The organism is Agreia sp. VKM Ac-1783, from assembly GCF_900177765.1.
GTDB lineage: Bacteria > Actinomycetota > Actinomycetes > Actinomycetales > Microbacteriaceae > Agreia.
Window position 1 is genome coordinate 903,499 of sequence record NZ_FXWI01000001.1, and the last position, 17,700, is coordinate 921,198.

The window sequence follows — 17,700 nt, forward strand, 5'->3', positions numbered from 1 at the left end:
GGCTACGCGACGATGTTGGCGTTCTCCCCGCGTTCGTAGATTCGAGCGGCCGAACCCACGATGTTTCCGTCGGGCTGCCCGACGATCTCGTGGTCCTTGTTGTCGTAGTCGAACAGGCTCAGCACGTGGCGCATCGCCTCGAGGCGCGCACGCTTCTTGTCGTTGCTCTTCACCACGGTCCAGGGGGCGTTCGACGTGTCTGTGTGGGCGAACATGGCCTCTTTCGCCGCCGTGTAGTCACCCCACTTGTCGAGCGACGCGATATCCATGGGCGACAGTTTCCACTGCCTCACCGGGTCGACCTGCCGAATGGCGAAGCGCGTGCGCTGTTCGTCTGCAGAGACAGAGAACCAGAACTTGACCAGGTCGATGCCGTCACCCACCAGCATCTCCTCGAACCTCGGCGTCTGGCGCATGAACTCGTCGTACTGGGCGGGGGTGCAGAACCCCATGACCCGCTCGACGCCGGCGCGGTTGTACCAGGAGCGATCGAAGAGCACGATCTCTCCTGAAGCCGGGAGGTGCTTCACATAACGCTGGAAGTACCACTGGCCGCTTTCCCGCTCTGACGGTTTCTCGAGGGCGACCGTTCGTGCCCCGCGCGGATTGAGGTGCTCGGTGAAACGCTTGATCGTTCCGCCCTTACCGGCGGCGTCGCGGCCCTCGAAGACAACGACGAGGCGGCGATCGGATGCCTTGATCCAGTTCTGCAGCTTCAGCAGCTCGATCTGCAGCAGGCGTTTCGAGAGCTCGTACTCGTTTCTGTCCATACGCTCGGCATACGGATATCCCTCGCGCCACGTATCGATGCGAGTGCCGTCCCGCGAGATGAGTACGGGATCGTCGTCGTCCTCATCGAACACCGTGTAACCCGAGACATCGTCGAGATCGGGCGGGAGTGCGTAGTGGCTCACGAGCTGCGTCATGGGCCCGACGCTAGCCGCCGGAGGCATCCGGTCGGTGGCCGTGGGGTGGACGCCGGGTTAACCACGACGGCCCTCCGGTGGACTCACCGGAGGGCCGTCGTTAAAGCTGCGATTACTCGGCGATGTGCGCCGCGAGGAACCAACGCGACTTCTCGAGGCCGCGGGCGATCTCGAGAACGACGTCCTGGCTGGTGAGGTCGATGTCGTTGAGTTCGGTGATGGCCTTGCGGATGCCCACCAGCGTGGCGTCGATCTGTGCGACCATCGCGGCGATCATGTACTCGGAGCGCTGGAAACCGGGCTCCATGGTAGGGATGACAGTCTTGGCGGCGACGGTCTCGATACGAGCGTCGAGCGGAAGACCGAGGGCGACGACGCGCTCGGCGGCGAGGTCGGCCCAGTCCTGGGCGTGGCTCACGACGTTGTCGAGCAGCTCGTGAACGCCGATGAAGTTGGCGCCGCGCACGTGCCAGTGCGCCTGCTTGCCGTTGATGGCGAGGGCCTGGAGGTCGACGACGATCGGGGCGAGGAACTGGGCCGTAGCGGCTGCGACGTCGGGGCTCGTCGAGCTGGTGGGAACGGTGACGGTTGTGTTGGTCATTGTGTGACTCCTATCGTGTCTGACTCGTATAACCGTACTCAGCACAGATTGTTCCGCAAGCAAGCTGAGGCTGGGCTAACCCAGGGCTGACCGGGGGTTAACCCCCGGGCGATACCGGATGCTCGTCGTATGTCGGCGAGGCGGCGTGACGGTCAGGGTTGAGGCATGACAACACACACTCTCGACATGACACAGCAGCTGGACTCTGCCACGCTGGGCACGATGATCGACACCGACGGAACCGCACCGGTGCAGAGCCGATTCCGTCGACGCTGGGCCAGGGTGCCTCGAGAACTGGGATTTCTTCTCGCCACGCTTCCGGTCGTGACGGTCGTGTTCATCGTTCTTGTGACTCTGTTCTCGCTCGGCGTCTCGACCGTCGTTCTCGTCGGCGGCGTCTTCGTTCTGGCCGCCGCCATGGTGACGGCGCGCTGGTCCGGCGCCGTCGAGCTCGCTCGTCTCGAAGCGGCGGGGATGCCGCCCATCGCTCGCCCGACGTGGAACGTCGAGCGCCGCCCCGGCATCGTGGGCTGGCTCAGGCACTACCTGGGCGATGGGCACTACTGGTTGTACTTGCTGCACGGGGGAGTCGTGAACTTCGCCGTGGGCGTCGCTACCTGGTGTGTGGCGATCACCTGGCTCGTCACCGGCCTCGGCGGTCTGACCTTCGGCATCTGGTCACGATTCCTTCCCCCTCACGAAGCCGGCAACCTGTGGATCAACAAGGTCGTCATCGAGTTCGTCGTGCCTGGCCTGCAGCTCGGAGACGATCCTGATGTTCTTCAGCGCAACGAGACGATCCTCTACACGGTGCTCGGTCTCGTCATGCTCGCGACGCTGCCCTTCGTCACGCACGGTCTCGTAAGAATCCACCAGGGAATCGCCCGCGGCATGCTCGGTCGCTTCGCCTCCGACGATCTCAAGCGTGAAGTCGCCGCCCTCGGCGCGTCCCGCGACGCGGCCGTCTCGGCCGAGGATCACAGTCTGCGACGCCTCGAGCGAGACATCCACGACGGTCCCCAGCAGCGTCTCGTACGGCTGCAATTCGACCTCGCCAGCGCCGAGCGTGCTCTCGACTCCGATCCCGCCGCCGCCCGAGCTCTGCTCGAAGGCGCCAGAGAGCAGTCGCGTGATGCGCTCGAGGAACTGCGTGACCTGTCGCGGGGCTTCGCGCCGCCCCTCCTGCAGGACCGCGGCCTTGCGGCCGCACTCGAATCGCTCGCCGTTCGCAGCACCGTGCCCACGAGCATCCGGCTGTCGTTGGGGCAGTCGGAGATCGCGCCCGAGGTGGAGCGCAGCGTCTACTTCATTGCGGCTGAGCTTCTGGCCAACGTGGCGAAGCACTCCGCAGCGACCATGGCCACGGTCACGGCGTCTACGCGCGAATCCGAGACCGGGGAGTCCGTGCTCGAGCTCACCGTCTTCGATGACGGCATCGGGTCGGCGGCCGAGGTCGCGGGCCACGGGCTGGCCGGACTCGCCGAGAGGGTGAGCGGGTTGCGTGGAGAGATCTCGATCACGTCGCCGGAGGGCGGTCCGACGATGATCGCAACCCGCATCCCTCTATCCTGAGGGAGTGAGCGAGCGAGACGAGAAGCCCCGGTCGGCCGGCGGAATCCGTCTCGTTCTCGCTGAGGACTCGCTTCTGTTGCGCGAGGGCCTCGTTCGGCTCTTCGCCGAGGCGGGGTTCGAGACGGTGGCGGCCTACGGCGACGCCGAGGCGCTGCTTGCCGACGTCGCCTCGACCTCGCCAGACGTGGCGATACTCGACGTCCGGATGCCGCCGACATTCCGCGACGAGGGAGTGCGCGCGGCGCTCGATCTCCGTCGGCGACATCCGGAGATCGGCATTCTGCTGCTGAGTCAGTACGTCGAGGAGACTTACGCGGTCGAGCTTCTGGCGGCCGGCGAGAGCGGCGTCGGTTACCTGTTGAAAGACCGGCTGGCGTCTCTCGACGAACTGCGGGATGCCGTGACCCGCATCGCCGGCGGCGGCACGGTTCTCGACGAGCAGGTCGTGCGGCATCTGCTCGGTCGGCGCCGTGACCCGCTGGCGACGCTCACGGCGCGGGAGCGCGACGTGATCGCCCTGATGGCGGAGGGGCGAACGAACGCGGGCATCGCCGCGCAGCTCGTCGTGGGAACGGGCGCCGTCGAGAAGCACGTCTCGAGCATCTTCTCGAAGCTCGGGCTCGATGACTCCGGCACCGACCATCGCCGCGTTCTGGCCGTGCTCGCCTGGCTGCAAGCATCGTGAACTCAGGAGCGTGGCGGCGTGTCAGCGCAGCGATGAGATCGTGCCGACGAAGGATCTCAGGTTTCGCACGCGGTGCTCGTATCGCGCGGCAACGGCGACGAGAATCACCCCGCCGATGCCCAACCAGATCCACCACGGAACGACCGAATAGAGTCCCTGGATCCACGGCCAGGATTGGGCGACAGCGTGGACGAGAAGCACGACCCCGCTGACGATCAACGGGGCCTGCCAGCGAACGACGATGGACGCCACGACGAGCGCGACCGAAAGGACGCCGAGTGCGATGACGCGCCAGAGTTCGGTGCCGCCGAAGTCGGCCAGGAGTGACGGAACAAGAAGCACCGCGATGCCCAAGCCGAGATTCGGCCAGGTGCGGGCGGCTGCGTCGCGACGCAACGTGATGAGGCCCGAGACGATCAGCGCGAGGGCGACGGGCGTCGTCGACAGTTCGAATGGATGCGCCGCGCCTGTCACGAGGCCGGTCGCGCCGACGACGACCAGAGCGCACAGCGCCGCGAGCTGTGAGACGCGGTCGAGCGGCACCCGGCGGCGCACGGCGGCTGCGACGGCGACGCCGACGAACGTCGTGTTCGCGGCAGTCAGGCGAATCGACGAGGTCGTCTCGGGAAGCGCGATGAGACATACGACGACGCTGACGGCGACGAGAGTGACCGCGGTGGGAACGCCGAATTGGGCGACTCGGAACGGCAGGGCGCGACGTCTCGTCCACACGACGGAGGTCAGGACCAGAGCGATCACAGCGGGCAGCACCCAGAGCTCGGGAAAGAGCAGTCCGGTGTCGGAGACGAGGGCGTCGCGCACGGCTCGCGTGAGGCCCACTGCGGCGAGCACGGCGATGCCCGAATACAGTGCACTGTCGCGCACGAGGACGCCACGTACGACGCGGGGGACGAGGAGCGCAGTAGTCGTCAGTGCTGCTGCCGTCAAGAGAATGACGACTGCGCGAACGGGGCGTTCGTCGCCGATCGACACCAGTGCAGAGGGTACGAGTGCGATCACGAGAGAGGCCGCGAACAGGGTCGACCGGACGGCCGCCACAGTAGCCGTCTGCGGGCTGAACAGGGCGATGGCGGCCGTGAGACCGAGAAGCAAGCCGGCCAATGGCAGCGTGTACGGTTCGACGTCGGCGACGCCTCGGAAGCCGAGGAACTGCCAGAGCGCCGCGGCGGCGAGGACGCACGAGAGCGTGCCGCCGAAGCGCCGCGGCGACCGGTTCGTGAACGGGTTGCCGTCGGCGAACCCGACGATGAGTGGCGTGACCGCGAGCAGAAGGAGGACCAGCCAGGTGCTCTCGCCGGCCGGCGCTATACAGCTGACCACGCTCACGAAGACGACGAGGGCGATCGCGCTCTCCCACGCGATACGCGCCGCTCCGCGCGGGCCGGACGAGGCTCGGGTGAACAGAATCGCCCCGAGGGCGGCCGCCAGGATCGCGGCGACCGGGGCCGCGAGATCGACGATGAGTGCCGCTGACGAGGCTGTCGCCGCTGACGCGGCTGTAGCCGCGTCAGCGATGGCGGCGAGGGTTGCTGCCAGCGCGAGCGGCGCCAGGCCCGCGAGCACCATGCGTTCGGCGGTGTGCGCTACGGAGCCGCGAACCTGCCACACGATTGCCGCGACCGCGAGACCGAGCGGGATGGCGATGCGCGCGACGTGGTCGACGGTGGAGACGCTGCCCGTCGCGAACAGGACAAGCGAACTGAGGAACGCCGTGAGCAAGGCGACGATGGCTGCCGCTCGCAGATCCCAGGTGCCTCGCGGCGCGAGGCCCGCGTGAGTGCGTAGAACCAGCGGCACCACACACAGAAGGAGCACGGCCGCGGCGCCGGGAAGAGCGACGAGATCTGTAGCACTGGGAAACGACGAGATCATGAGCGAGGGCGACGGGCGCCAGCCGGAGATCCACGGCATCAGGAGTGTCGTCTCGACGAACCCGAAACCGACGGCGAGGCCCGTGAGCAGTGGTCGAACGACCGACGCGGCCCGAGTCTCTGGCGCGACGGCGAAGCGTGATGCGACGATGAGGGCGGCGACCGTGAGGGCGCCCGGGAGCCACAGCGGCGAGCTCGCGTGCGAGAGGACGACGACGGCGAACCCGGCCACGCCGAGCAGGACCACGGAGGGGATGCGCACGGCCGGCGCTCGTCGCCCCCGTGTGACAAAAAGGCCAGCGAGTCCGGTCACGGCGACGACCGCGAAGGCGACGAGCGCCAGCAAGATGGTGCCCGCGTGGCTGGCGGCGGCGAGCAATGCCAGCGCTGCAAGGCCGCCCACGATCGCACCGACGGCCCTCGGTGGACGCGCGACACGTATGGCTATGGCTCCGAGGACGGCAGCGGCGCCCGGGGCAAGCACGGCGGCCCATGCCCCCAACTCTGAGAGGAACCCGGCAGCGTCGCCCGGATTCGCCTGCCAGAGAAGGTAACGCGGCACGACCGAGCCGAGTACGTGAAGAGCGGCGAGGCCGAGGCCCGGCAGTAGGCCGAGGGCGGCGACGACGAGGGCCGGGATCTGAGCGTCTCGGCAGGTACGACTCGTGAGCTGTTCCGTCGAGGCGCGCGCCCCGACCACGAAGGCGACGGCGATGATTCCTGCGGCCGTGCCGGGCGCCCACAGGTTCCACTCGGTGGAAGCGTGCCTGACTATCGCCACTGTCGGGGCAAGCGACGCGGACACGCCCAGCAGCACCGCTGCCGCCCTGATCCAGATGAGTGCGTGGGGCTCTGTGCGGAGCCGGAGGATCACCGCACCCCAGACGACCGCCGAGACCGAGTAAGAGAGGGCAGATGAGCCAGGGACCTCGGGCAGGAGGAAGGCGGCGGGGACGAGCGCTGCGGTCAGACAAACGAGCGCGATCCAGCGAACGAGGCTGGCTTCGGCCGATCGCTGTCTGACCTGGGGCAGAACGAGGGTCGAGGCGCCCGCGGAAGCCAGGCCGGCCCACCAGGCCAGGCCGGAGTCGAGAGTGCCGAGCGCGCCGATCACGACGAGCGCGACCCCTGTCGGGGCGAGAAGTACGCTGCCGAGTCGTGCGAAGCGAAGCCGCGAGATGCGATGAAGCCCCTCGAGGAGAGCGGACAGAAGGAGGAAGCCGACTCCGGAGTAGAGGGCGGGTGCTATCGAGGCGGAACCGAACAATTCGGCGCCTCGAACGAATTCGAGTACGCCGATCAGGATGACCGCACCCGTCACACCGACGCCTTCCGCTGTGGCGGGCAGATGACGGCGCTTCAGCAACCAGGCGATTCCAAAGACGACCACTCCGGCGAGAGCAGTGACGGCGACGCGTACCTCCACCGTGGCGAAGAGGTACGCGACCGTCACGAAGAACAGCGCGAAGACGGAGAGGAGCACGATGCCCGTCACCAGAAGAAAGACCTGCACGCCGGAGCGTCGAGGGCGCGAATCGACCGGTTCGAGCGTGGGCTGAACGGGGGAAGCCGCAGCGGCTGGGGCAGACGGAACGGCGCTCGGAGCAGCCGGCACGGCGCTCGGGGCAGACGGCACGGCTGGGAATGTCGGGAACGGGGGAGCGGCGACCGTTGCGGCGGACGCGCCCGCGGCATCCGGAACGTCTGCGGGCGCCGGTTGCGTCTCTGTCTCAATCGCCTGAGCGGCGAGTTGCTCGTTCCACATGCGCTGGATCAGCTCGCGTCGGCGGCGTTCGGCATCGACGAGTGTGTGCGACGAGGCGATGAGTTCTGCGGCCAGCGGCACGGCCAACTCGAGGCCGCACACATGGCAGTGACTACTGCGGAGAACAGCGAAGCAGCGCGGGCAGAGAGCGGTGTCGGCGAAGGCCTCAGGTGTCGCAGGCCATGCTGCCCCCGAAGGAGGAACGATGGCGGGCGCGGGGTCTGTCATAGTCACAGCGTGTCAGACGCGGCAGGCACCCGGCGGCAGAAGCGTTCGATCTGTGGATGAGAAAAGGCCCCCGGAGAGACTCACGGGGGCCTTGATTCACAAGCGAGGGGCTGACGAGAATCGAACTCGCATCATCTGTTTGGAAGACAGAGGCTTTACCACTAAGCTACAGCCCCGAAATGGGAGGTGTGCGCCGCAAGCGGCACTGGAACATCGTAGTACACAGTTTCCCCCACCGCGTAACCGACGGCGGAAATATGCTCAGCGGCCCTCCAGACTGTGCAGTAGACTTGCCGAGGCCAATTCGCCCGGCACTACCCTCGTGCCATGCGCCCTGTGCGTTACCCGGTGACTGGCCTCACGGGACTTGTGACGAGAACCGGGGCGTAGCTCAGCTTGGCTAGAGCGCCCGTTTTGGGGGCGGGAGGTCGCAGGTTCGAATCCTGTCGCCCCGACCACAGCGAGTTCCCCCAGGTACCACTTTGATCCAGCCAAACGGTGCAGCACAGTACTAACCCTCAGGAGAAGCCAAACGTGAAGACCACGGTCGAACAGCTCAGCCCGACACGCGTGAAGATCGCCATCTCGGTCACCCCCGACGAGCTGAAGCCCAGCATTGATCACGCATACGGCCACATCGCCGAGTCGATCAACATCCCCGGCTTCCGCAAGGGCAAGGTTCCGCCGCCCCTCATCGACCAGCGCGTCGGCAAAGAGGCCGTGCTCGAGCACGCCGTCAACGACGGACTCGACGGGTTCTACCGCCAGGCCATCACCGAGAACGAGCTCCGCCCCCTCGGCAAGCCGAGCGCAGACATCGTCGAGTGGCCCAGCAACAAGGACTTCTCCGGAGACCTCGAGCTCGCCATCGAGGTCGATGTGCGTCCCGAGATCACCCTCCCCGACTACAACGACCTCGAGGTCACCGTCGACGCGGTCGAGGTGTCCGACGAGGACATCGCCACCGAGCTCGAGAACCTGCGTAGCCGCTTCGGCACCCTGGTGACGGTCGACCGTCCGGCCAAGACGGGCGACTTCGCCCAGCTCGACCTGGTCGCCACCATCGACGGCGCCGAGGTCGACAAGGCCACGGGCATCTCCTACGAGGTCGGATCGGGCGAACTGCTCGAGGGCATCGACGAGGCGCTCGACTCGCTCTCTGCCGGTGAATCCACCACCTTCGAGGCACCGCTGCTCGGCGGAGACCACGCCGGTTCCGACGCACTCGTCTCGGTGTCGCTGCTCGCCGTCAAGGAGCGCGAGCTTCCCGAGGCCGACGACGACTTCGCTCAGATCGCCAGCGAGTTCGACACGCTCGACGAGCTGAAGGCCGACCTCAAGAACACCGTCGCCAAGCAGAAGGCGTTCGGCCAGGCATCCGCCGCTCGCACCAAGCTGGTCGAGACGCTCCTCGAGAAGGTCGACGTGGCCGTGCCGCCCGCCCTGATCGAAGACGAGGTGCACCGTCACCTCGAGGGCGAGAACCGCCTCGAAGACGACGAGCACCGCGCCGAGGTCACCACCTCGAGCGAGAACACCTTCCGCACCCAGATCCTTCTCGACGCCGTCGCCGAGAAGGAGCAGGTCAAGGTCGGCCAGGACGAGCTGACGCAGTACCTCGTGCAGAGTGCAGCCCAGTACGGCATGGAGCCGAACGAGTTCGTTCAGGCGCTCGACCAGAGCGGCCAGATCCCCGCCATGGTCGGCGAGGTCGCCCGCAACAAGGCTCTCGCGATCCTGCTCGGCAAGGCCAAGGTTGTCGACACCGACGGCAAGACGGTCGACCTCAAGGAGTTCGCCGCTGTCGTCTCGGAGCCCGAGGACGCCATCGACGAGCACGAGGGTCACGACCACGACGACCACGAGGGTCACTCGCACTAGTCGCTTCGTTCGAGGGGCCCGGCATGCACACGCACGCCGGGCCCTTCGTCGTTAAGCGACACTGAGGGTATGTTGATCGCCGCCGTGCCCGAGGGCCCGATCGAGGTGCCATCGATCGTGACGAAGCACGCGGGCGGCGATACACCTGTTGCCGTGTGGCGCAACACCCGAGGCGGGCTGACGTTTCGGCTGGGCGACGGCGACCGGGCGCGCTTCATCAAGTGGATGCCTGGCGGCGCTCCCGTCTTGGCCCCCGAGGTCGTGCGCCTGGCCTGGGCGGCTCCCTTCATCGAGGTTCCTCGCGTGCTCGCGTCGGGTTCAGGCAACGATGGCTCGTGGATGCTGACGGCCGGCATCCCGGGCCACAGTGCGGTCGATGCGCGGTTCGCGTCAGACCCTGAGGCCGCACGCGTTGCGGCTCGCGCCATCGGCGCCGGACTCCGCCGCATGCACGACGCCTTGCCCGTGGACCGATGCCCCTACACCTGGTCGGTGCCGCAGCGCATCGCGCGAGCCCGGGCGGAGGGCCTGATGGTGGCCGAGTCGATCGAGAACTCGCCATCCATAGACCGGCTCGTCGTCTGCCACGGTGACGCGTGCGCGCCGAACACCCTCCTCGCCGACGACGGAGCGTTCGTCGGCCACGTCGACCTGGGGTCGTTGGGTGTCGCCGATCGTTGGGCCGACCTCGCTGTCGCGACGTGGAGCCTGCAGTGGAATTACGCCGGGGGAGAGCTTCTCGAGTCGGAACTGCTCGACGCATACGGAGTCGCCCGCGACGACGAGCGCATCGAGTACTACCGTGCCCTCTGGGCCGCCACCTGAGAGTGGTCGTTCTCGTTCGACAGGACGATCTTGCGAAACGCCGCTTCTGCTCGGACGACACGCCCAAGACACACGTCGTTGTCCTGTAATACCGCGCGGGACGCGGGAGCGTGACGGCGCAGGTCAGCCGCCGAAGATCGCGTGGGCGACGGTGAAGATCGCGAGCCCGGCGAGCGAGCCGACGACGGTGCCGTTGATGCGGATGAACTGCAGATCGCGCCCCACCTCGACCTCGATCTTTCGTCCTGTGTCCTCGGCGTTCCAGCCGCGCACGGTGTCTGAGATGATCGCCGCGAGGTCGTGGCGATAGGTCTCGACGAGGTAGCCGGCGGCATCCTCGACCCAGCGGTCGACCTTCGCGCCCAGCACGGCGTCTTCGAGAAGAGCGTGGCCGAACTGCGTGACCGCCTGGGTGAGGCGTGTGCGCAGCTCGCTGTCGGCGTTCTCGAGCGACGACAGCAGCGCAGTCCGGGCAGCGTTCCATGCCTGGCCCGCGAGATCGCGCACCTGCGGGCTGTCGAACACCTGACCCTTGAGCTCTTCGACCTTGGCCTGTGTCGCGCCGTCGTGCTGCAGGTCGTCGCTGAGCTTGCGGAGGTACTCGTCGATCGCGACGCGCAACTGGTGGTTCGGGTCTTTTCGCACCGCCGAGATGAACTTCAGGGCCTCTCGGTGCGCGCGGTCGTCGACGACGCGATCGACAAACGACGGCATCCAGCTGGGCAGGCGCTCGCTCACGGCCTGACCGAACGCATCCGGGTTTCGCTCGAGCCATTCATGCAGACGTTCGACCAGCAGATCGACGACCTGTCCCTGGTGCCCACCCTCGACGAAGGTCGAGGTCATACGCCCGAGCGGAGGCCCCCAGGCCGGATCGATGAGCTGTCGACGCCCGATCTCCTCGATGACCTCGCGCATCGTGTCGTCGTCGGCGAGAGAGAGGAATCCACGCGCCGCGTTGGCAGCCTCCGTGGTGAGCCTCTCGGCGTGGGCCGGATCGATGAGCCATGTTCCCACCGCGCGCGAGACGCCCAGCGAACGGAGCTTGGTCGTGATGACCTCACGCGAGAGGAAGTTCGTCTCGACGAACTCGCCGAGGGCCACGCCGATGCGGTCCTTCTCTGTCGGGATGATGGCCGTGTGCGGGATGCGCAGGCCGAGCGGGTGCCGGAACAGCGCGGTCACCGCGAACCAGTCGGCGAGGGCGCCGACCATTCCGCCCTCCGCCGCGGCGCGCACGTATTGCAGCCACTCGTACTTCTCCTGCAAGGCGAACGCCACGACGAAGATCACCGCCATGATCACCAGCAGACCGGTGGCCAGACGCTTCATGCCACGCAGCGCCGCCAGCTTCTCGAGGTCGCGCGGTGAGAGCAGGGTTGTGGATGCGACGGGCGCGTCGAGCGAGGTGGCCATGGGTTCATCGTAAGGCGGCAAGCTGCGCCGATCTTTGCCTACGGCGGCAACGCCATCTTTGCCTACGGCGGCAATGCCATCTTTGCCTACGGCGAACAACGGCACCTGCCGAGGCAGCCTCCAGTAGATTCGAGATCACGCAAGTAATAGAGGAGCAATCACATGGCCGAACCGGCTCTGGTATCCAGTGTTTTTGACCGACTACTCAAGGACCGCATCATCTGGTTGGGCAGTGCCGTCCGCGACGACAATGCGAACGAGATCTGCGCGAAGATCCTTCTGCTCGCAGCAGAAGACCCCGATCGCGACATCTACCTCTACATCAACTCTCCCGGTGGATCGATCACCGCGGGAATGGCCATCTACGACACGATGAAGTTCGTCTCGAACGACATCGTCACCGTCGGAATCGGCATGGCCGCCTCGATGGGACAGTTCCTGCTCTCGTCGGGAACCAAGGGCAAGCGCTACATCACGCCCAACGCCCGCGTGCTGCTCCACCAGCCCTCCGGCGGCTTCGGCGGCACGAGCGCCGACATCCAGACCCAGGCCAAGTTGATCCTCGACATGAAGCGCCGCATGGCGGAGCTCACCAGCGAGCAGACCGGCAAGACCGTCGAGCAGGTCATCAAAGACGGTGACCGCGACAACTGGTTCACCGCGCAGGAGGCCCTCGAGTATGGCTTCGTCGACCACGTCCGCGAGTTCGCGTCCGACGTCGCCGGCGGCGGCGGCACCGAAGAAGCCGACGCCGTGCCCAGCGAGTCCAACTAAGTTCCGCCGAGACCAGACGAACAGAGAAGAAGAATGAATACTCCCGCTTTCGGCGCTGCTTACAGCTCGCCCTACGGTAACGGCACCTCGCCGTCCAACCGCTACATCCTGCCCACGTTCGAGGAGCGCACGGCCTACGGCTACAAGCGCCAGGACCCGTACGCGAAGCTCTTCGAAGACCGCATCATCTTCCTCGGTGTGCAGGTCGACGACGCGTCCGCCGACGACATCATGGCCCAGCTCCTCGTTCTCGAGAGCCAGGACCCCGACCGCGACATCGAGATGTACATCAATTCGCCCGGTGGATCGTTCACCGCTATGACGGCGATCTATGACACGATGCAGTACATCCGTCCGCAGATCCAGACCGTCTGCCTCGGCCAGGCCGCCTCGGCTGCTGCCGTGCTGCTCGCCGCCGGTTCGCCCGGCAAGCGCCTCGCGCTGCCGAACGCCCGCATCCTCATCCACCAGCCCTCCGCCGGTGGCGGAGAGGGTGGCGGTCAGGCGTCCGACATCGAGATCCAGGCCGCTGAGATCCTGCGCATGCGCACGTGGCTCGAGGAGACCCTGGCACACCATTCCGGCAAGACCGCGGAGCAGGTCAACAAGGACATCGATCGCGACAACATCATGAGTGCGGCCGACGCCCTCGAGTACGGACTGATCGACCAGGTTCTGACTTCGCGCAAGAACCTGCCGGCGCTCGTCAAGTAAGCGCACAATCCCTACGGGCCCTTCGAGCGGCTCGGGGAACGGGAGATCCGTTCCCCGGCCCGCCGAAGGGCCTTTTTGTTACGACTAACGCGACTCTCGATCATGGTCTGCCCCGGATGTCCGTGGCACGGGCTAGGCTCGAATCAATCGTCATCGACAGGAGGCTGGCATGGCTCGCATCGGAGAAAGCGCCGACCTGCTCAAGTGTTCGTTCTGCGGAAAGAGCCAGAAGCAGGTGCAGCAACTCATCGCCGGCCCCGGGGTTTACATCTGCGACGAGTGCGTCGAGCTGTGCAACGAGATCATCGAGGAGCGCCTCTCAGAGGCGGGCGACGAAGCCACCGGTGAGTTCGAGCTGCCGAAGCCCAAAGAGATCTTCAATTTCCTCGAAGAGTACGTGATCGGCCAGGAGGCCGCGAAGAAGGCGCTCTCCGTCGCCGTCTACAACCACTACAAGCGCACCAAGGCACGCACCACCATCGGCCCGGCAGAGACGCAGGGCGACCAGATCGAACTGGCCAAGAGCAACATCCTGCTCATCGGCCCCACCGGCTGTGGCAAGACCTACCTCGCACAAACCCTCGCTAAGCGGCTCAACGTGCCGTTCGCAGTAGCCGACGCCACCGCACTCACCGAGGCCGGCTACGTGGGCGAAGATGTCGAGAACATCCTCCTGAAGCTGATCCAGGCGGCCGACTACGACGTCAAGCGCGCCGAGACGGGCATCATCTACATCGACGAGGTCGACAAGATCGCCCGCAAGGCCGAGAACCCGTCGATCACGCGCGACGTGTCCGGCGAGGGTGTCCAGCAGGCGCTGCTCAAGATCCTCGAGGGCACCGTCGCCTCCGTGCCGCCGCAGGGCGGGCGCAAGCACCCGCACCAGGAGTTCATCCAGATCGACACGACGAATGTCCTCTTCATCGTGGCCGGCGCGTTCGCCGGGCTCGAAGAGATCATCGCCGAGCGGGCTGGCAAACGGGGCATCGGCTTCAATGCACCCCTGCACTCCAAGCGCGAAGACGTCAACTTCTTCTCCGACGTTCTGCCCGAAGACCTGCACAAATTCGGTCTGATTCCCGAGTTCATCGGTCGACTGCCCGTCGTCACCACGGTGACACCGCTCGACCAGACCGCCCTCATGCAGATTCTCACCGAACCGCGCAACGCCATCGTCAAGCAGTATCAGCGCATGTTCGAGCTCGACGGCGTCGAGCTCGAGTTCGACCGTGAAGCTCTCGAGGCCATCGCCGATCTGGCGGTTCTGCGCAAGACGGGTGCACGTGGCCTTCGTTCCATCATGGAAGAGGTGCTCGGGCCGATCATGTTCGAGGTTCCCTCCACCGACGAAGTGGCACGCGTCGTCGTCACGCGCGAATCCGTGAACAACAACGCCGCACCCACCATCGTTCCGCGCAAGCCCGTTCGTGCCGAGAAGTCGGCGTAACGACGCCGACGCCGTTGGGCTGATCCAGCCCGTCTCGGCGGGCATCGTTTCGGCGATCACGGGCTTCGCGAGCTCGTTCGTGCTCGTGGTGGCGGGTCTCCGGGCCGTCGGGGCGAGTGAGGCGCAGGCTTCGTCGGGGCTTCTCGCCGTCTGTGTGCTGAGCGGGCTGTGCTGCATCCTGCTCGCCTGGCGCTTCAGAATGCCGATCTCTTTCGCGTGGTCGACACCGGGCGCCGCCCTGTTGGTCGCGGCGGCCGCGGTGACCGACGACTTCGGTGCGGCTGTGGGAGCCTTTCTGGTGTGCGGCGCCCTGATCGTGCTGTGCGGCCTCTGGCCCGCATTGGGTCGGGCCATCACCAGCATCCCGCGTCCGATCGCCAGCGCCATGTTGGCCGGCATCCTCTTCCCCATCTGCCTCGCTCCCATCACGGCGGCCGTGCAGTTGCCGTGGCTGGCTCTGCCCGTGATCATCACGTGGCTCGTGCTCTTCCGACTCGCCCCCCGGTGGGCGGTGCCCGCCGCCATGCTCGTGGCCGCTGTCGGCATCGCCATCACGGCGGGCAGCTCGATGTTCGCGGGGGCCTCGCTCGCTCCGACGCTGCAGTTCGTCGTTCCGTCGTTCGATCCCGCAGTGATCGTGAGCCTCGGCCTGCCCCTGTTCATCGTCACGATGGCCGGCCAGAACGTGCCAGGGTTCGCGGTGATGTCGACGTTCGGCTACACGGTTCCGCCGCGACCGGCTCTCGTCGCGTCGGGTGCGGGCTCTATGCTTGCAGCGCTCTTCGGCGGCCACGCCATCAACCTCGCCGCGATCACCGCGGCCATCATGGCCGGCCCCGACGCGCATCCAGATCTACGCAAGCGCTGGCCCGCGTCCGTCACCGCCGGTGTTCTCTACGTGCTCTTCGGCCTCGCGGCCGGCGTCGCGACGACGCTCATCTCGGCCGCGCCGCCCATCCTCATCACGGCGGTCGCCGGTCTCGCGCTGCTCGGAGCGCTCGTGACCAGCATCGTGAGTGCGCTCGAGGCCGTCGACCGGCGCATTCCCGCGATCGCCACCTTTCTCGTCACAGCCTCAGGGGTGTCGATCATCGGCATCGGCTCGGCCTTCTGGGGCCTGCTCGTGGGGGCGGTCGTCGTGATCGTGACCACGGTCGGTCGGTCGCGGGTCAGCCCTCAGCTCGACCGAGACGCCAGTAGCCCATAAAGGCCACGCTCTTGCGGTCGATGCCGAGCTCGCTCACAAGATGGCGCCGCAGGGTCTTGATCACTCCGGCCTCGCCCGCAAGCCAGGCATAGAGCGGGGCATCCTGCTGCGCGGGGCCTCCGTGATCGTCGGATGGCACCTCCCACAGCATCTCGACGTCGACATCGACGTCGCTCAGTTCGGCACGCTGCGTCGTCGCCGTGCCCTCCGAGCGAAGCAGGTTAGGGGCCGCGGCCTGCACCGCCGGCACGAGCAACTCACCCCGCGCACGGTGGTCGCGCGCGAGCACCTCGACTGTGAAGCCAGGATGAGACGTCATGCAGACGGCGTCGTCGGAGTGCGGAACCTCGACGATGGCGTGTCCGGATGCCTCCGCAGGAAGGCGTTCGAGGATCGCGGCGATGGCAGGCAGAGCAGTCTCATCGCCCGCGAGCAGGATGCGCTCGGCGTGAGGCGGAGGAAGAAAATCGACCCCGCCGTGCACACCGTCGTGATGCGCGTTCGGCCCGAGAACGATGAGCTCGTCGCCGATCACGGCGGACTCGGCCCACGCAGAGGCGGGCCCATCGACGGGATGCACCACCACGTCGACATCGATCTCCCGCAGCTCGGCGCGCACCTCGCGCACCGTGTACGTGCGGATGGGATTGCGATGCTCCTGCGGCAACTCGCGCCAGAGGGCATACCAGTCGTCGGTCCTTGGCATCGTGCTGAGACCATGACGCTCGATCGGCAGGATCAGTTTGATGCGCTGGTCGAAGCCGTTGTCGGCGAAGGAGTCGAGGCGATCGCCCGTGAGGGTGAATCGCCGAAAGCTGGGCGAGAGGTCAGTGACTCTGCCGACCCGAACCGTGTGCAGATGAAACGGAGACGTGGGGGACTGGGCGAACAGAATCAGTCCTCGTCGTCGTAGGGAGTGACGATCGCCTCGTCTGCGTCAGGGTCGTATTCGACGAGCGTTCCGTCATCGAGCTCGCAGACCGGCTTGCCTTCGAGCCAGGTGAGTGTCCAATTCCAGCCAGAGGTGTCGGTACCCGCCTCCGCGAGGGCCGCTTCGACCCCCTCGATCGCATCGGAGACGACCTGAGGGAGTCGCGACGGGGTCTCGTCGCCGACGGCCCAACGGGTTCCGAGCTGGATCATGTGGTCTCCTTGGCCGGGGCCCCGGGAGTGCCGAGGCCGATGTCAGTGGTGGTCACACCTGTCGGTGTCTCCGTGAACGAGACGACGGGAGTGAGCTCGAGGGCGGAGAACGCTGCCTTCGCCTCGTCTGTGGGGAAGCCGCAGGGGCCAACCGGTGCGTAGACAGGGTAACTGCGTTCGCCGGGGTAGGTCAGCCAGACGAGCAGCGGATCTTCGATCTGCAGCGTGCACACGATCGACGGATCGACGGCCGCGTTCGGCTCGGCATAGGCGGCGAGGAGCTCGTCGAGTGTGCCGCTCACCGCACTCACCGTGGTGGTGGTGAAGCCGTCGCTACCGAGGGAGGTCGAGCAGACGGCAGCACTCGACACGGTCGTCTCCAGTTGATGGAGGTGCACCGCCTCGACGTCGAGCGGGCACCAGGCGGCGAGTTCGTCGGAGTCGGGGAATGCCACGATCGGAACCGTCGAAACGGGTTGGGTGCCGCCCTGAAGGTCGCCCGACGATGTCGGTGTCGCCGCGGGTGCGTCGCCGACCGAAGAGCACGCCGTGAGCGAGAGCGCCGTGAGGAGGACCGTCGCTGCAAGCAGAACTGTCTTCTTCACGGGCGTCGACTCTCTCGGT

At 66.6% G+C, this 17,700-nt stretch carries 15 protein-coding genes and 2 tRNA genes; 9 read left to right on the forward strand and 8 right to left on the reverse strand.

The window, feature by feature from the left end; all coding sequences use genetic code 11:
• Window positions 1–2: 2 nt before the first annotated feature.
• Both ppk2 and CCK87_RS04270 read right to left on the reverse strand, forming a co-directional pair.
• Window positions 3–926: a polyphosphate kinase 2 gene (gene ppk2 / locus CCK87_RS04265; RefSeq protein ID WP_086460191.1), complete on the reverse strand. Its 924-nt coding sequence runs from the start codon at window positions 924–926 to the stop codon at window positions 3–5.
• A 112-nt stretch (window positions 927–1,038) separates the two neighbouring features.
• Window positions 1,039–1,527, reverse strand: coding sequence for a DNA starvation/stationary phase protection protein (locus tag CCK87_RS04270; protein ID WP_055774554.1), 489 nt, complete (start codon window positions 1,525–1,527; stop codon window positions 1,039–1,041).
• Window positions 1,528–1,713: 186 nt separating this feature from the next.
• On the opposite strand from CCK87_RS04270, the gene CCK87_RS04275 reads away from it, so the two are divergent.
• Both CCK87_RS04275 and CCK87_RS04280 read left to right on the forward strand, forming a co-directional pair.
• A complete protein-coding gene (locus CCK87_RS04275) occupies window positions 1,714–3,099 on the forward strand; it encodes a sensor domain-containing protein (protein ID WP_249273696.1) in 1,386 nt (461 codons plus the stop codon).
• Window positions 3,100–3,103: 4 nt separating this feature from the next.
• Entirely contained in the window at window positions 3,104–3,784 is a 681-nt protein-coding gene (locus CCK87_RS04280; protein WP_249273697.1) for a response regulator transcription factor, read from the forward strand.
• A 21-nt stretch (window positions 3,785–3,805) separates the two neighbouring features.
• On the opposite strand, the gene CCK87_RS04285 is transcribed toward CCK87_RS04280, so the two are convergent.
• Entirely contained in the window at window positions 3,806–7,669 is a 3,864-nt protein-coding gene (locus tag CCK87_RS04285) for a hypothetical protein (protein ID WP_140162764.1), read from the reverse strand.
• Between the two features lie 105 nt (window positions 7,670–7,774).
• Window positions 7,775–7,845 (reverse strand) — tRNA-Gly (locus CCK87_RS04290).
• Window positions 7,846–8,049: 204 nt separating this feature from the next.
• On the opposite strand from CCK87_RS04290, the gene CCK87_RS04295 reads away from it, so the two are divergent.
• The 3 genes from CCK87_RS04295 to CCK87_RS04305 all read left to right on the forward strand — a co-directional run bounded on the left by CCK87_RS04295 (window position 8,050) and on the right by CCK87_RS04305 (window position 10,375).
• Window positions 8,050–8,127, forward strand: a tRNA-Pro gene (locus CCK87_RS04295).
• Between the two features lie 76 nt (window positions 8,128–8,203).
• A complete protein-coding gene (tig, locus tag CCK87_RS04300; RefSeq protein ID WP_086460193.1) occupies window positions 8,204–9,550 on the forward strand; it encodes a trigger factor in 1,347 nt (448 codons plus the stop codon).
• Window positions 9,551–9,619: 69 nt separating this feature from the next.
• Window positions 9,620–10,375 (forward strand): aminoglycoside 3'-phosphotransferase, encoded by a 756-nt coding sequence (locus tag CCK87_RS04305; RefSeq protein ID WP_086460194.1) that lies wholly within the window; start codon window positions 9,620–9,622, stop codon window positions 10,373–10,375.
• A 123-nt stretch (window positions 10,376–10,498) separates the two neighbouring features.
• On the opposite strand, the gene CCK87_RS04310 is transcribed toward CCK87_RS04305, so the two are convergent.
• Window positions 10,499–11,791: a DUF445 family protein gene (locus tag CCK87_RS04310; RefSeq protein WP_140162765.1), complete on the reverse strand. Its 1,293-nt coding sequence runs from the start codon at window positions 11,789–11,791 to the stop codon at window positions 10,499–10,501.
• 162 nt (window positions 11,792–11,953) lie between these two features.
• On the opposite strand from CCK87_RS04310, the gene CCK87_RS04315 reads away from it, so the two are divergent.
• From CCK87_RS04315 to CCK87_RS04330, 4 genes are all read left to right on the forward strand, one after another.
• Window positions 11,954–12,565: an ATP-dependent Clp protease proteolytic subunit gene (locus tag CCK87_RS04315; protein ID WP_086460195.1), complete on the forward strand. Its 612-nt coding sequence runs from the start codon at window positions 11,954–11,956 to the stop codon at window positions 12,563–12,565.
• Between the two features lie 33 nt (window positions 12,566–12,598).
• Window positions 12,599–13,279 (forward strand): ATP-dependent Clp protease proteolytic subunit, encoded by a 681-nt coding sequence (locus CCK87_RS04320; protein WP_044442923.1) that lies wholly within the window; start codon window positions 12,599–12,601, stop codon window positions 13,277–13,279.
• 169 nt (window positions 13,280–13,448) lie between these two features.
• Window positions 13,449–14,726, forward strand: a complete 1,278-nt coding sequence (gene clpX, locus CCK87_RS04325; protein ID WP_055774534.1) for an ATP-dependent Clp protease ATP-binding subunit ClpX — start codon at window positions 13,449–13,451, stop codon at window positions 14,724–14,726.
• Complete coding sequence (locus CCK87_RS04330; RefSeq protein WP_086460196.1) at window positions 14,707–15,933, forward strand: benzoate/H(+) symporter BenE family transporter; 1,227 nt, start codon at window positions 14,707–14,709, stop codon at window positions 15,931–15,933. Before clpX ends, CCK87_RS04330 begins: the two co-directional genes overlap by 20 nt.
• Here the strand turns inward: CCK87_RS04330 and CCK87_RS04335 are convergent.
• Genes CCK87_RS04335 through CCK87_RS04345 form a run of 3 tightly spaced genes read right to left on the reverse strand, consistent with a single transcriptional unit; the run spans window position 15,896 to window position 17,681 of the window.
• Complete coding sequence (locus CCK87_RS04335; protein WP_212638194.1) at window positions 15,896–16,831, reverse strand: siderophore-interacting protein; 936 nt, start codon at window positions 16,829–16,831, stop codon at window positions 15,896–15,898. The two genes, CCK87_RS04330 and CCK87_RS04335, sit on opposite strands and share 38 nt — an antisense overlap.
• Window positions 16,828–17,076, reverse strand: coding sequence for a hypothetical protein (locus CCK87_RS04340; RefSeq protein WP_249273698.1), 249 nt, complete (start codon window positions 17,074–17,076; stop codon window positions 16,828–16,830). The genes CCK87_RS04335 and CCK87_RS04340 overlap by 4 nt, the downstream gene beginning before the upstream one ends.
• Window positions 17,073–17,681 (reverse strand): hypothetical protein, encoded by a 609-nt coding sequence (locus tag CCK87_RS04345; RefSeq protein WP_086460198.1) that lies wholly within the window; start codon window positions 17,679–17,681, stop codon window positions 17,073–17,075. The genes CCK87_RS04340 and CCK87_RS04345 overlap by 4 nt, the downstream gene beginning before the upstream one ends.
• Window positions 17,682–17,700: the final 19 nt, after the last annotated feature.

Bases quoted from the DNA above. Each gene is read 5' to 3' on its own strand.
- ppk2 (WP_086460191.1), bottom strand. From the start codon at position 926: ATGACGCAGCTCGTGAGCCACTACGCACTCCCGCCCGATCTCGACGAT.
- CCK87_RS04270 (WP_055774554.1), bottom strand. From the start codon at position 1,527: ATGACCAACACAACCGTCACCGTTCCCACCAGCTCGACGAGCCCCGAC.
- CCK87_RS04275 (WP_249273696.1), top strand. From the start codon at position 1,714: ATGACACAGCAGCTGGACTCTGCCACGCTGGGCACGATGATCGACACC.
- CCK87_RS04285 (WP_140162764.1), bottom strand. From the start codon at position 7,669: ATGACAGACCCCGCGCCCGCCATCGTTCCTCCTTCGGGGGCAGCATGG.
- CCK87_RS04305 (WP_086460194.1), top strand. From the start codon at position 9,620: ATGTTGATCGCCGCCGTGCCCGAGGGCCCGATCGAGGTGCCATCGATC.
- CCK87_RS04310 (WP_140162765.1), bottom strand. From the start codon at position 11,791: ATGGCCACCTCGCTCGACGCGCCCGTCGCATCCACAACCCTGCTCTCA.
- CCK87_RS04315 (WP_086460195.1), top strand. From the start codon at position 11,954: ATGGCCGAACCGGCTCTGGTATCCAGTGTTTTTGACCGACTACTCAAG.
- CCK87_RS04320 (WP_044442923.1), top strand. From the start codon at position 12,599: ATGAATACTCCCGCTTTCGGCGCTGCTTACAGCTCGCCCTACGGTAAC.
- clpX (WP_055774534.1), top strand. From the start codon at position 13,449: ATGGCTCGCATCGGAGAAAGCGCCGACCTGCTCAAGTGTTCGTTCTGC.
- CCK87_RS04340 (WP_249273698.1), bottom strand. From the start codon at position 17,076: ATGATCCAGCTCGGAACCCGTTGGGCCGTCGGCGACGAGACCCCGTCG.